The sequence below is a fragment of the Tepidiphilus succinatimandens genome, from assembly GCF_006503695.1.
Lineage (GTDB): Bacteria > Pseudomonadota > Gammaproteobacteria > Burkholderiales > Rhodocyclaceae > Tepidiphilus > Tepidiphilus succinatimandens.
Genome location: NZ_SBIK01000006.1, coordinates 1 through 12,295, shown reverse-complemented (window position 1 = coordinate 12,295; position 12,295 = coordinate 1). Strand labels below are relative to the sequence as shown.

The following is a 12,295-nucleotide window of genomic DNA, read 5'->3' as shown; positions in this document are numbered from 1 at the left end:
CGACTTATCCTGCTCCAGTGCATCACCCCATGCACCAGCAGTGATCGAGCGAGAACGTCATCACGCCTCCTTCTTGCACCGCGACGATGCCACATCGGCCACCGTGCGCAAGGTGAGCGCCAGTCCGCAAGACACCAGCGCGAGCCCCACCAGCAGGCCGATCCAGAAACCGAACACCCCCATAGGGTGGCCAAACATCCCGCCGTCGTAACCGAGCCAGGCCCCCAGGGGGATGCCCACCAGCCAGAACGCCCCGAGCATGAGGAGCATGGGCAACAAGGTCACGTGATAGCCACGCAAAGCGCCCATCATGCACGCCTGGGTGGCGTCGAACACCTGCCATAGCGCCGCCAGCACCAGGAGCGAAGCCGCGAGCTCGCGCACCGCCGGATCCGAACTGTAGAGCGCCGTGATCGCATGCCGCCCTGCCAGCACCGGCCCCATCATCAACACCCCGATCGCCAGACCTGCCGCCACCCCCGTCCAGGCCAGCCGCCGTGCCCGCGCCGGATCCCCCGCACCCAGGCTCTGCCCCACCCGGATCGCCAGCGCCGCCCCGATGCCCGCCGGCAGCATGAAAAGGAGCGAAGCCACGTTGAGCGCCACCTGATGCGCCGCAATCTGCACCGGCCCGAAGCGACCGATCAGCACCGCGATGCCGGTGAAAGCCGCCACCTCCGCCAGACCCGCCCCGCCCATGGGCAGCCCCAGACGCAGCAGGCGCTTCTGCCCCTCCCAGTTTGGCCAGCTCCAGCCGCCGCGCCACCAGCGAAACGGCGCGTAGCCCAGCGCGAACGCCGTCCACAGCCCCATCGCCACCAGGCTGCACCACATCCCGATCGCCGTGGCCCAGCCGCAGCCCGCCCCGCCCAGAGCCGGTGCGCCAAAATGCCCATAGATCAGCACCCAGTTGAAAAACGCGTTGATCCCCAGTCCGGCAAAGGCGATCGTCATGATCGGTTTGGGACGGTCTACGCTCGCCGAATAGAAGGCGAGCGCCCGGAACACGAGCGCCGCGGGCAGACCGCAGCCGATTCCTTCCAAGAAAAAGGCCGTCTTCTCCGCCAGTTCCGCTTCGATCCCAAAGGCACGCAACAGCCCCGGCACGAAAGGCAGGGCTGCCAGCGGTACGAGCGAAGTCCACAGGCCCAGCCACATCGCCTCGCGCGTGTCGCGCACGATCGCCGGATGATCCCCCGCCCCATAGTGCCGCGCCACGAAGGGGCTCACCGCCTGCACCACGTTCATCAGGCCGATGAAGACCGGAATCCACAGCGCCACCCCCAGCCCCACCACCGCCTGCTCGCGCGCCCCGGCATGCCCCGACATGGCTGTATCCACCAGCCCCATGAGCACGAACGCCGTCTGCGACAGCACCATCGGCCCGGCGAGGCGGAGCAAAGCGCGAATTTCGGACCAGCGTTCATACCCCCCTTTGCTCATCGTCATTCCTCCCGGAGCATGCCGATGGCGGCGACGGGCGTTGTCGAACCGATGAAAAGCAACACGGGACGCAAGAAAGCGCGCCTGCTCATTCGAATTCCTCGCATGAAGGAAACTTCGAAGTCTGCCACGAAATCTCCCCGGGCGCGTACCGCGTTTTTTATGCGCTACACTGTTCGACATGAAAAGGCGGTGCTGCCGCTCGTTTCGTTCCACGGAGAAAAGGATCCCCCCATGAAAATCCTCGTGATCGGTGCCGGCGTAATCGGCGTCGCCACCGCCTGGGCCTTGCAGGAAGCGGGGCATACGGTCACCCTGGTGGATGCGCGCGAGGCGCCGGGGCGCGGCGCGAGTTATGCCAACGGGGCGCAAATCTCGGTGAGCCACCCCCAGCCGTGGTCTAGCCCCAGGGCGCCGCTGATCGCGCTGGAGTCGCTCACGCGCGAGGACGGGCCATTCCGCTGGCGCCCAGCGCTCGATACGGCGCAATGGTGCTGGCTCACGGCGTTTCTGCGCGAATGCCTGCCCTCGCGCCATGAGCGCAACACGCGGGCGATTGCGCTCCTTGCGCGCCACAGCCTCCAGGTGCTGCGGCGCTGGCGCGAGGCGCTGGGGCTCGAGTACGACGTGCAGACGCGCGGCATCCTGCACCTTTTCTTCACTCCGCGCGACTGGGAAACCGGCCGGCGGCACGAGGCGGAGCTGCGCGAGCTGGGCATCGCCGCCCGGGCGATCTCACCCGCAGAGGCGGCGGAAATCGAGCCGGCGCTCGCGCCGGTGGCCGCGAAGCTCTGCGGCGCCCTGTACGCGCCGGAAGACGAATCGGGCGATGCGCGCCGATTCTGCGAGGAGATGGTGGCGCGGCTGCGCCAGGCCGGGGCCGAGGTGCTCTTCGAGACGCGCTGGAGCGGCTGGCGCCTGGGCAAAGGCCGCTGCGAAGCGGCACGCTTCGAGGGGCCGGCGGGGGCGTTCGAGCTCACGGCCGAAGCCATCGTCGTCTGCGCCGGGGTGGACAGCCCGCGTCTGCTCGCACCCCTGGGGATGGAGGCGCCGATCTATCCCGTCAAGGGCTACTCGCTCACGGCACCCATCCTCGCGCCGGAGCGCGCGCCCACCGCTTCGCTCACCGACGAATCGAAGCGCATCGTGTGCTCGCGGCTTGGCAACCGTTTGCGCTTTGCCGGTACGGCCGAGATCGCCGGCTACGACGACTCGGTGCGCCCCGAGCGCATCGCGCCCTTGAAGCGCTGGGCCGAGGTGATGCTGCCCGGCGTGGCGGATCTGGAAGCGGCCGAAGCCTGGGCGGGGCTGCGGCCCATGACGCCGAGCGGCGTGCCGCTCATCGGGCGCAGTCCCATGGCAAACGTGTGGGTGAACACCGGCCACGGCTCGCTGGGCTGGACGCTTGCCTGCGGTTCGGCGCAGGCGCTGCTCGCCCGGCTGGAGGGAAAGACGCCGCCCGGGCTGGAAGCCTTTCCCTTCGTTGGTTGAGCGGGGCTATTTCACCACGCGCAGGAACCCCCCGCCGCGTTTGCCGGCGGGGGATTCCTGCGGTTCTTCGGGCGGCGTCGGGCCGCCGTCGGGCTCGGGCGCGGTGAACATCTCTTCGGGCAGCGCGATGCCGTGCCCGGTCTCGCGGGCGTAGATCGCGAGGACGTTTTCCGCCGGCAGCCAGACGTCGAAGACCTTGCCGCCAAAGCGGGCCTGAAAGGAGATGCCGTCGGGCTCGAAAGCGAAGCGGTTGGTCGCCTCCGGCCCGAGGTTGAGCACGATGACTCCGTCCTGATCGTAGCCGCGGGGAACGCTCGCGCCCTCGACCTTGGCGCTGACGTAGGGCGTGAGCCCGCGGTCGAGGCACCAGTCGTAGAGGGCGCGGGCGAGGTAGAGTTTGGCCGAGGGGGGCAGCATCGTCACTTCCTCATGAGTTTTTCGGCAGGCGAGAGGGCGTCGATGAATCCCTGGCGGCTGAAAAGCCGCTCGGCGTACTTCATGATCGGCGAGGCGGCCGCAGGCAGCGCGATGCCGTAGTGCTCGAGCCGCCACAGGAGCGGCGCCATCGCCACGTCGATCATCGAGTAGTCCTCGCCGAAGAGGTATTTCTGCCGGTTGAGAATGGGCGCGAGCTGCACCAGCTGGTCGCGGATCGTCTGGCGCGCCTGATCGCGCGGGGCCTCTTCTTGCGCCTCTTCCAGCACGCGCATGTGGCGGAAGAGCTCGTTCTCCAGCGTCTGCAGCAGCTGACGCGCGCGGGCGCGCAGGATGGGGTCGGGCGGCATCAGCTGCGGATGGGGGAAGCGCTCGTCGATGTACTCGTTGATGATGTTGGGCTCGAAGAGCACGAGCTCGCGGTCGACGAGCACCGGCACCCGACCGTAGGGGTTGATGCGGGCGACGTCGGCCTGCTTGTCGAGCAGATCGACGTCGGTGACTTCGAAATCCATCCCCTTTTCATAGAGTACGATGCGGCAACGGTGGCTGAAGGGATCGACCGATCCCGAATAGAGGTTCATCATGGCATGCGTCTCACGAAGAAAAACGAACGCACCCCGGCCGGGGTGCGCACGTGACGACGGGGCGAAGGGACCTCCCGGCCGAGCCGCGGCGCCCCGCCGCAGCAGGGTTCAATGGACGTCTTTCCAATACGCTTTCTTGAGCGCATAGGCAAGCGCGAAGAACACCGCCAGGTAGATCATCACCCAGATGCCGATGGACTTGCGCTTCTCGGCGATCGGCTCGCCCATCCACTGCATGAACGAGACCACGTCGGCCACCATCTTGTCGTATTCCTGCGCGCTCATGCTGCCGGGCTTGGAGAGCACGAGCTCGATCGACTCGGTGCCATCGGGGTGCTTGGTGATTTTGGCCGTCTGTTCGCCCTGGAGTTCCCAGAAGACGTGCGGCATGCCCGCGCCGGGGAAGACGACGTTGTTCCAGCCGTTGGGGCGGGTGGGGTCGCGGTAGAAGGTACGCAGGTAGGTGTAGACCCAGTCCGCGCCGCTGCCGAGCTCGGAATTGCGCTGGCGCGTGACCAGGGTGAGATCGGGCGGCGCCACCCCGCCGAACCATTTCTTGGCGTCCTGCGGCCGCATGGCGATGGTCATGAGATCGCCCACCTTCTTGTCGGGCGGCAGCAGCTTTTCCTTGATCTCCGCTTCGGTGAAGCCGATCTCGGTGAGCTTGTTGTAGCGCATGAAGCTTGCGGAGTGGCAGGCCATGCAGGTGGTGACGAAGATCGTCGCCCCGCGCTTGAGGCTTTCCGGATCCTTGGACAGGGGCGCCTTGTCGAGCTGCGGCCCTTCGGCCGAAGCGAGCACGAGCGCGGGGGCGAGGAGCGCGGCCGCGAGGAGCCGCTTGGCATGGACGATGAGGTTCTTCATTTCCAGGTCACCCTTTCCGGTTCGGGTTTGCAAGGATCGATCTTGCTATACCAGGGCATCAGCAAGAAGAAGGCGAAGTAGAGCACCGCGCAGATCTGGGAGACCAGGGTGCGGCCCGGGGTGGGCGGGAGCACGCCGAGGTAGCCGAGGATGAAGAAGGAGATGACGAAAATCGTCAGCGCCGTCTTGTAGATCGGCCCCTTGTAGCGGATGGACTTCACCGGCGAGCGGTCGAGCCAGGGCAGGAAGGCGATGATGACGACCGCTGCACCCATGGCCACCACGCCCCAGAACTTGGCGTCGATGCCGAAGAGCGGATAGGTGACGGCGCGCAGGATGGAATAGAAGGGGGTGAAGTACCACACCGGCGCGATGTGCGGCGGCGTGACCATGGGGTTGGCCGGGATGAAGTTGTTGTACTCGAGGAAGTAGCCGCCCGCCTCGGGCACGAAGAAGAGCACGGCGAAGAAGACGATGAGGAAACCGGCCACGCCGACGATGTCCTTCACCGTGTAGTACGGGTGGAAGGGGATGCCGTCGAGCGGGCGGCCGTTGGCGTCTTTCTTCTTCTTGATCTCGATGCCGTCGGGGTTGTTGGAGCCGACTTCGTGCAGTGCGATGATGTGCGCGGCCACGAGCAGCAGCAGCACCAGCGGCACGGCGATGACGTGCAGCGAGAAGAAGCGGTTGAGGGTAGCATCGGAGATGACGAAGTCGCCGCGGATGACGGTGGAGAGATCCGGCCCGATCACGGGGATGGCCGAGAAGAGGTTGATGATGACCTGAGCTCCCCAGTAGGACATCTGGCCCCAGGGCAGCAGGTAGCCCATGAAGGCCTCGGCCATGAGGGCGAGGAAGATGAGCACGCCGAAGATCCACACGAGTTCGCGCGGCGTGCGGTAGGAGCCGTAGAGCAGACCGCGGAACATGTGCATATAGACCACGATGAAGAAGGCCGAGGCGCCGGTGGAGTGCATGTAGCGGATGAACCAGCCGCCGGGCACCTCGCGCATGATGTACTCGACGCTGGCAAAGGCCACCGGGATGCCGGAGGCGTTGAGCGAGGCGTCGGGTTTGTAGTGCATCACGAGGAAGATGCCGGTGACGATCTGGATCACCAGCACCAGCAGCGCCAGCGAGCCGAAGTAGTACCAGAAGTTGAAGTTCTTGGGAGCGTAGTATTCGGTGAGGTGCTCGCGGATCGTGGAGGTGAGCGGAAAGCGCTCGTCGATCCACTGCAGCAGGCCGGATTTAGTGGTCATGTTCTTTCCTCGCGCGTCAGGCTTTGTCTTCGCCGATGAGGATCTTGGTATCGGTCAGGTATTGGTGCGGCGGCACGGTGAGGTTCGTGGGCGCCGGCTGGCTCTTGAACACGCGCGCGGCGAGGTCGAAGCGCGAACCGTGGCAGGGGCAGAGGTAGCCACCGAGCCAGTCCTTGCCGATGCCGCTCGCCTCACCCTTGGCGAACTTGGCCGTGGGGGAGCAGCCAAGGTGGGTGCAGATGCCGATCACCACGAGGTATTCCGGCTTGATGGAGCGGTGCCGGTTCTTGGCGTAGGGCGGCTGGACGGATTTCTCGGAGGTGGGGTCGGCGAGCTGCGGTTCGACCTCTTCGAGCGTGGCGAGCATCGCCTCGGTGCGGCGCAGGATCCAGACGGGCTGGCCGCGCCATTCGACGGTCATCATCTCGCCGGGAGCGAGCTTGCTGATGTCGGCCTCGGCCGGGGCGCCGGCCGCCTTGGCGCGTTCGGAAGGGGTGAGACTGGCGACGAAGGGGGCGGCGGCGGCGACCACTCCCGCTCCGCCGACGACGGAGGTGGCGATCAGCAGCTGCCGCCGGTTGTCGTCCAATGCTTGATCCTTGCTCATGGCGCGAACCCTCGAGAGATGGGAAGACGGTGCAAATCTGCAGATTATAAAGGATCGCCTGGGCGCATCCAAGAGGAAAGCGGCGTCTCGCCTCGGAGCGCGGGCAGATCGATGCCGGGGCGCTCAGGTCGCGTCCAGGCGGCGGCGGTCGATGAGGGCGTGCGCCACGGTGGCGGCATCGACGTATTCGAGCTCGCCGCCGAGGGGCACGCCGCGCGCCAGGCGCGTGACCGTCACGCCGCGCGGACGCACCCGTTCGGCGATCCAGTGCGCCGTGGCCTCGCCTTCGTTGGTGAAGTTGGTGGCGAGCACGACTTCGCGCACTTCGGGAGCGGCAAGCCGCGCGAGCAAGCGCTCCAGTTCGAGCTCTTTGGGGCCGATGCCGTCGAGCGGCGACAGGCGCCCCATGAGCACGTAGTAGAGACCGCCGTAGGTATGGGTCTGCTCGATCGCTTCCATGTCGGCAGGCGATTCGACCACGCAGACGACGGAGGCATCGCGCGCCGGGTCGCTGCAGCGGGCGCACACGGCGGTCTCGCTGAAGGCGTTGCAGCGCGCGCAGTGCGTGAGGGTAGCAAGCGCCGCCTCGATCGCCCGGGCCAGCCGCTGCGCCCCGCGCCGTTCGCGCTGCAGCAGGTGGTGCGCCATGCGCTGCGCGCCCTTCGCGCCGACGCCCGGCAGACAGCGAAGCGCTTCGATGAGCTCGTCGAGCGGCGTGGGCATGGTCTCTTCAGAAAGGCAGTTTCATGCCCGGAGGCAGCGGCATGCCGGCAGTGACGGCGGCCATCTTCTCCTGGGTGGTCGCCTCGACGCGGCGCACGGCGTCATTGACCGCGGCGGCGACGAGATCCTCGAGCATCTCCTTGTCGTCGAGCACCGAAGGGTCGATGCTGACGCGGCGCACGTCGTACTTGCAGGTCATGAGGATCTTGACGAGTCCGGCGCCGGCCTGTCCCTCGACTTCGAGCGCGGCGAGCTCGTCCTGGACTTTCTTCATGTTTTCCTGCATCTGCTGCGCCTGGCGCATCAGGCCGGAGAGGGCGTTCTTATTGAACATGGCGTGTTCCTCCAGAAGGGGGTGAAGGGGTGGGCCACGTGACGCTGGTTTCGTCGAGCGTGGCATCGAACCGTTCGATGAGCCGCTGGGTGACGGGGTGCGCGAGCAGGCGGGAGACGGCAGCCCGATGGGCTTGGCGGCGGGCCTCGGCCTCGCGCTGCGCCGGCGTATCGGCGACTTCGGCCGGGGTGACGCGCACAGTGACACGACGTCCCAACACCGCGCCGAGCGCCTCGGCGATGCGATCGACGCATTCCGGGTGCAGATCGAGCAGCACGCGGTGCGTGGCATCGAGCAGGAGCGAGACCGTGTCGCCTTCGATCGCGCGGCAGATGCAGTGCTGCGCGAATTCGCGCGCAAGTCCCGTGAGGGACATGGCGGCGAACCACTCGTGCCAGGCATCGACTCCGCCACTGGGGCTTTCCCGACCTGCCGGCGGGAGCGCGCCCGGCTCTCGCGCCCCGGACGGCTCTGTGGACGGAGGCTTCGCCGGCATGCCGTCTGCCGGTAGCGAAGCAACATCGGTCGCCTCGGAAGAGGCCGTTCCCTCTGCCCCACCCTGCGCTCGATCGGGCGACGGGAACGCTGCGCGCCGCGCTTCGCCATCCGTGGCCGAGGGCGCGTGCGCGCGTGCGGCAGGCGACTCGCCGCGGGCCGTTACGGGCGCTTCACCGCCCTCCTCGTTCCTGGGTGCCGCGCTCGGACCGGGCACCGCGGCCGGCGGCGCAGCCGTAGTCTGGGGCGCGAAGGCGATGAGGCGCAGCACGGCCATGGAAAAGCCGACGGCCGGATCGGGCGCGAGCGGCAGGTCGCGGCGCGCGTGCGTGAGGATGTCGTAGGCAAGCTGCAGGTATTCCGGATCGAACCGGGCGGCGAGCGGTGCGAGCGCCTCGCGCGTCTGCGGTTCCAGGGCTTCGGGGGCGAACTGCAGCACGGCGAGCTGATGCACGAGCTGGGCGAGCGCCGCCAGGGCCGATTCGAGCGAGGCACCGCTGCCGGCGAGCCGGTCGGCGAGCGCGAGCGCGGCCGGGGCGTCGGCCGCCGCCACGGCCTCGAGGAGTTCGCGCAAGGTGGCGCTCGCCACCAGGCCCAGCATCTCGGCCACCTGCGCCTCGCGCACCTCTCCTGCCCCGTAGGCGAGTGCCTGATCGAGGAGCGAGAGGGCATCGCGCATGGAGCCGCGCGCGGCCTGCCCCACGAGCTCGAGCGCCCCGCGATCATAGGGCACGGCCTCGGCTTCCAGAATGCGGGCGGCGTGCTCGGCGATGAGCGCCGGCGGCAGCGAGCGGAGGTTGAACTGCAGGCAGCGCGACAGCACCGTGACGGGAATCTTCTGCGGGTCGGTGGTGGCGAGGATGAACTTGACGTGCTCGGGCGGCTCTTCGAGCGTTTTCAGCATGGCGTTGAAGGCGTGCCCGGTGAGCATGTGCACTTCGTCGATCATGTAGACCTTGAAACGCCCCTGCACCGGCGCGTAGACGGCCTGCTCGAGCAGCGCTGCCATGTCGTCGACGCCGCGGTTGGAAGCCGCGTCCATCTCGACATAGTCGGGGAAGCGGTCGGCGTCGATGGCCTGGCAGGCGGCACAAACCCCGCAGGGTTCGGGCGTGACGCCGCGCTCGCAGTTGAGCGCCTTGGCGAAGATGCGGCTGATGGTGGTCTTGCCCACCCCGCGCGTGCCGGTGAAGAGATAGGCGTGGTGCAGCCGCTGCGTGGCAAGCGCATGCGTGAGCGCGCGCACGACGTGGTCCTGTCCCACGAGCGCGTCGAAGCGGCGGGGACGCCATTTGCGGGCAAGGGCGAGCTGGGTCATGGGGCGGATTCTACCGGATTCTTGCGCTGCGACCACGAAGTGCGCAGGGATGGGAATTTTTAATTGAGATTATTTCTCAATATCATTTGCGTTCCATGGCCGCTCCCCCTATCATGAATCCTGAACGCACGGCAACAGATCTCGAAGGAGCCCCGCCATGATCAGCAAAGTCCTTACACGCACCGCGCCGCTCGTGTCCCGCACCGCCCTTGGCTGGACGATCTGGCTCGGCGGCGCAGCCGCGGCGCTCGCCCAGGTTCTGGCGCAGCTGCAGGACTTCTCGCCCTGGGGCTTCCTCGTATGCCTCTCCCTGCTCGCCGCCCTCGGCGGCCTGCTGCTTGCGCGTACCCTGTCGTCCTGGATGGCGGTTTCCCCCGCCACGGCCGAGCTCTTTGCCGCCGGCGTGATGGGCACGAGCGTGATCGTCGGTTTGATCGTGCCTGCACTGCAGGAGATCGCGGCGCACGAGGCGTGGGCATCGGCGGCGGCTCAATGGGCCCTGGCGCTGGGCGCTGGCGCCGCAATGCTGGCGCTGCTCGACCGGCTCGTGCCGCACCGCCACGCGCCCGCTGCCGGACAGGATCGCACGGCGCTCTTGTTCCTGTTCGCGCTCGCCCTGCACAACGTTCCCGAGGGGCTGGCGCTGAGCATGAGCGAGGTGATGGGGCCCAGCCTCGCCTTGGGCATCGCGATCCAGAACGTGCCCGAGAGCGTACTGGCGATGTGGCTGCTCACGGCGGCCGGCTGGTCCGGCGCGAGCGCAGGAGCGTGGGGATTCGCGGCGGTCTCGGTCGAGCCTGCGGTGGCCTTGCTGGCAAAAAGCCTGGGGCTTGCCGACGCCGAACATGCCCTTGCGATGACGGGACTGGCCGCCGGGGCAATGGGCTTCGTGCTGATCCATGAATTCGCGCCCCAGCTGCGCCGGGTGGGGGTACGTGCGGCTTTGCCCTTGGCAAGCGGCTCTGCCCTGGTGCTGGGCCTGTCGGCCTGGGTGTGAGGAGGGGTGGCGAGCCGGACCCCCGGCACTTGCGGGGAGCGGTTAGGGCTGCTGCCTTCCGGCCCTGACCCGGTTCCCGCGCCGCAATGCGGGGCGACCCGCCACGGCTGGCATTGTAGCACGACCTTTTGCCGTCGCACGCGGGGCGATTTCTTCACGCGCGCTCAGGGAGCCGGAAGGATCGCCCCGCCGCGCCCGGCCTCGGCCGATTGCAGGCGCGCGGCGAAGCGCTCGAGTACCTTGGGATCGGCGCCGAGGCGGCGCAAGCGGGCGAGATAGTCCCGCGCCTTGCCCCACAACTTCAGCTCGAGGCAGAGCTCGACGAGCGCCTCGAGTACCGCCGGCTCTTCGGGGTGCGCCTGCAGCCACGACTCCAGCCGCGCCAGCGCTGCCTGGCGCTCAGCGGCATCGAGGCAGGCGGGATAGCGGCGCACGAGCTCGGGCAGCCAGCGTTTGTCCAGCGCCGCTTCCAGGATGGGACGGACTTTTCCTCCCTGCGCCCGCTCGATCGCCAGTCGCGCCAAGGCTGCCAAAAACTCGGGATCGAAGCGCTCTTCCTTGGGCAGACGTTTCCACCAGGCGAAGAGATCGGCGCCAAGGGCGAGCCGTGAGGAGGCCTCGTTCAGATGGGCCTGGCGGATGAGGGCGGCGGCCTTGGCTGCGTCCATGGATTCGAGCGCGCACAAGCGGCGGGCCGATGCGAGCACTTCCTGCCACTTTTCTTCCCTCTGGGCGGCCTCGAGCCGCAGGCGCAGCGCCGTGGCTTCGGGAAGAGCGGGCATTTTCTCGAGCAGCTCCATTGCCGCCTGCAGACGTTCGGGACGGGAGAAACGCACGCCGAACTCGGCTTCCAGCACGGTACGGACGTCCGGCCAGCGCTCGAGCCGGGCGAGCCAGTTCTCCGCCCTCGCCTCGTCGCCGCGCTCGAGCGCCGTGGCTGCCGCGAGCGCAGCGCCGGCCTCGGCCACGCCGGGGGACCGGTCGAGCCGCTGCGCCAGCCGCTGGACCGTTGCCGCATCACCCAGTACATGGGCGCGCACGAGGCGCACGAGCGTGCGCACGGCCCGGCGCAAGCGCCAGGCGTCGCGCCGCCGGCGCAGGGTGCGAGGCAGGCCGAACAGCATCACCCCCAGGCGCAGCGACAGATAGAGGGCGATGACGACGAGCACGAGGAGCAGCGCGAAGAGCGTCAGCGACAGCTGGGCGCGCCAGGGCGGCACGACGAAGACGACATAACCGTCCACGCTCTGGAGGGCGAGCCCTGCCGCGACCGCCAGCGCCGCCACGAGCACAAGAGTGATCAAGGCTTTCATGTGGCTCTGCTCTCAAAAACGTACGCAAAAGTGCGCACGATTTTCTTCCTGCCCCGAGCCGTCTTGATGACCGTGCTCGTGCCTGACAGGCGTCACTTTCCCGACTACTTCAGGAACCCCTCCTGAAGCAGCGCCGCCGTTACCGGACGGACTCGCCACGGGTAGGGCCGTTGCGGTGGCCAGCCGTTGAAGGTTGATCGCCGCGTTGAGATCGCGGTCGTGGTGCGTGCCGCATTCCGGGCACGTCCATTCCCGCTCGCCCAGCGTGAGCGTTTCGTGTTTCCAGCCGCAGACGGAACAGAGGCGACTACTGGGATACCAGCGCTCGGCAAACACCAGGCGGGTGCCGTAGCGCTGCGCCTTGTATTCCATCTGCGAGCGGATGAGGCCAAAGCCCACGTCGGAGATCGCTCGCGCAAGCTTCTC

13 protein-coding genes and 1 other RNA gene are annotated in these 12,295 nt (G+C 67.8%); 2 read left to right on the top strand and 12 right to left on the bottom strand.

What is annotated here, in order from left to right; genetic code table 11:
- Window positions 1-60: 60 nt before the first annotated feature.
- Window positions 61-1,443, bottom strand: coding sequence for an MATE family efflux transporter (locus EPD82_RS04985; protein ID WP_170210790.1), 1,383 nt, complete (start codon window positions 1,441-1,443; stop codon window positions 61-63).
- Between the two features lie 234 nt (window positions 1,444-1,677).
- Here EPD82_RS04985 and EPD82_RS04980 point away from each other — a divergent pair, with 234 nt between their 5' ends.
- Window positions 1,678-2,934 carry a D-amino acid dehydrogenase gene (locus EPD82_RS04980; protein WP_055423634.1) on the top strand — a complete coding sequence of 419 codons (1,257 nt, stop codon included), beginning with the start codon at window positions 1,678-1,680 and terminating at the stop codon, window positions 2,932-2,934.
- A gap of 6 nt (window positions 2,935-2,940) precedes the next feature.
- On the opposite strand, the gene EPD82_RS04975 is transcribed toward EPD82_RS04980, so the two are convergent.
- The 8 genes from EPD82_RS04975 to dnaX all read right to left on the bottom strand — a co-directional run bounded on the left by EPD82_RS04975 (window position 2,941) and on the right by dnaX (window position 9,559).
- Window positions 2,941-3,351, bottom strand: coding sequence for a stringent starvation protein B (locus EPD82_RS04975; protein WP_055423635.1), 411 nt, complete (start codon window positions 3,349-3,351; stop codon window positions 2,941-2,943).
- A 2-nt stretch (window positions 3,352-3,353) separates the two neighbouring features.
- A complete protein-coding gene (locus EPD82_RS04970; RefSeq protein ID WP_055423636.1) occupies window positions 3,354-3,956 on the bottom strand; it encodes a glutathione S-transferase N-terminal domain-containing protein in 603 nt (200 codons plus the stop codon).
- 108 nt (window positions 3,957-4,064) lie between these two features.
- Window positions 4,065-4,820 (bottom strand): cytochrome c1, encoded by a 756-nt coding sequence (locus tag EPD82_RS04965; protein WP_055423637.1) that lies wholly within the window; start codon window positions 4,818-4,820, stop codon window positions 4,065-4,067.
- Window positions 4,817-6,082 carry a cytochrome b gene (locus EPD82_RS04960; protein WP_141055913.1) on the bottom strand — a complete coding sequence of 422 codons (1,266 nt, stop codon included), beginning with the start codon at window positions 6,080-6,082 and terminating at the stop codon, window positions 4,817-4,819. Before EPD82_RS04960 ends, EPD82_RS04965 begins: the two co-directional genes overlap by 4 nt.
- 16 nt (window positions 6,083-6,098) lie before the next feature.
- A complete protein-coding gene (petA, locus tag EPD82_RS04955) occupies window positions 6,099-6,689 on the bottom strand; it encodes a ubiquinol-cytochrome c reductase iron-sulfur subunit (RefSeq protein WP_055423639.1) in 591 nt (196 codons plus the stop codon).
- A gap of 123 nt (window positions 6,690-6,812) precedes the next feature.
- The gene (recR, locus tag EPD82_RS04950; RefSeq protein ID WP_055423640.1) at window positions 6,813-7,412 is read right to left on the bottom strand and encodes a recombination mediator RecR; all 600 of its coding nucleotides are present in this window, start codon (window positions 7,410-7,412) and stop codon (window positions 6,813-6,815) included.
- A gap of 7 nt (window positions 7,413-7,419) precedes the next feature.
- Entirely contained in the window at window positions 7,420-7,746 is a 327-nt protein-coding gene (locus EPD82_RS04945; RefSeq protein ID WP_055423641.1) for a YbaB/EbfC family nucleoid-associated protein, read from the bottom strand.
- Window positions 7,736-9,559 (bottom strand): DNA polymerase III subunit gamma/tau, encoded by a 1,824-nt coding sequence (dnaX, locus tag EPD82_RS04940; protein WP_055423642.1) that lies wholly within the window; start codon window positions 9,557-9,559, stop codon window positions 7,736-7,738. Before dnaX ends, EPD82_RS04945 begins: the two co-directional genes overlap by 11 nt.
- 157 nt (window positions 9,560-9,716) lie before the next feature.
- Here dnaX and EPD82_RS04935 point away from each other — a divergent pair, with 157 nt between their 5' ends.
- Window positions 9,717-10,556 carry a ZIP family metal transporter gene (locus EPD82_RS04935; RefSeq protein ID WP_055423643.1) on the top strand — a complete coding sequence of 280 codons (840 nt, stop codon included), beginning with the start codon at window positions 9,717-9,719 and terminating at the stop codon, window positions 10,554-10,556.
- Window positions 10,557-10,561: 5 nt separating this feature from the next.
- Here the strand turns inward: EPD82_RS04935 and ffs are convergent.
- The 3 genes from ffs to EPD82_RS04920 form a co-directional block, all read right to left on the bottom strand.
- An RNA gene (gene ffs, locus EPD82_RS04930) (signal recognition particle sRNA small type) lies at window positions 10,562-10,659 on the bottom strand.
- A 61-nt stretch (window positions 10,660-10,720) separates the two neighbouring features.
- On the bottom strand, window positions 10,721-11,869 hold the full coding sequence (locus EPD82_RS04925; RefSeq protein WP_055423644.1) for a heme biosynthesis protein HemY: 1,149 nt from the start codon (window positions 11,867-11,869) through the stop codon (window positions 10,721-10,723).
- Between the two features lie 12 nt (window positions 11,870-11,881).
- A partial coding sequence (locus EPD82_RS04920) for an RNA-guided endonuclease InsQ/TnpB family protein (RefSeq protein WP_141055910.1) occupies window positions 11,882-12,295 on the bottom strand: 414 nt, incomplete at its 5' end.

Bases quoted from the DNA above. Each gene is read 5' to 3' on its own strand.
- EPD82_RS04985 (WP_170210790.1), bottom strand. From the start codon at position 1,443: ATGAGCAAAGGGGGGTATGAACGCTGGTCCGAAATTCGCGCTTTGCTC.
- EPD82_RS04980 (WP_055423634.1), top strand. From the start codon at position 1,678: ATGAAAATCCTCGTGATCGGTGCCGGCGTAATCGGCGTCGCCACCGCC.
- EPD82_RS04975 (WP_055423635.1), bottom strand. From the start codon at position 3,351: ATGCTGCCCCCCTCGGCCAAACTCTACCTCGCCCGCGCCCTCTACGAC.
- EPD82_RS04970 (WP_055423636.1), bottom strand. From the start codon at position 3,956: ATGATGAACCTCTATTCGGGATCGGTCGATCCCTTCAGCCACCGTTGC.
- EPD82_RS04965 (WP_055423637.1), bottom strand. From the start codon at position 4,820: ATGAAGAACCTCATCGTCCATGCCAAGCGGCTCCTCGCGGCCGCGCTC.
- EPD82_RS04960 (WP_141055913.1), bottom strand. From the start codon at position 6,082: ATGACCACTAAATCCGGCCTGCTGCAGTGGATCGACGAGCGCTTTCCG.
- petA (WP_055423639.1), bottom strand. From the start codon at position 6,689: ATGAGCAAGGATCAAGCATTGGACGACAACCGGCGGCAGCTGCTGATC.
- recR (WP_055423640.1), bottom strand. From the start codon at position 7,412: ATGCCCACGCCGCTCGACGAGCTCATCGAAGCGCTTCGCTGTCTGCCG.
- EPD82_RS04945 (WP_055423641.1), bottom strand. From the start codon at position 7,746: ATGTTCAATAAGAACGCCCTCTCCGGCCTGATGCGCCAGGCGCAGCAG.
- dnaX (WP_055423642.1), bottom strand. From the start codon at position 9,559: ATGACCCAGCTCGCCCTTGCCCGCAAATGGCGTCCCCGCCGCTTCGAC.
- EPD82_RS04935 (WP_055423643.1), top strand. From the start codon at position 9,717: ATGATCAGCAAAGTCCTTACACGCACCGCGCCGCTCGTGTCCCGCACC.
- EPD82_RS04925 (WP_055423644.1), bottom strand. From the start codon at position 11,869: ATGAAAGCCTTGATCACTCTTGTGCTCGTGGCGGCGCTGGCGGTCGCG.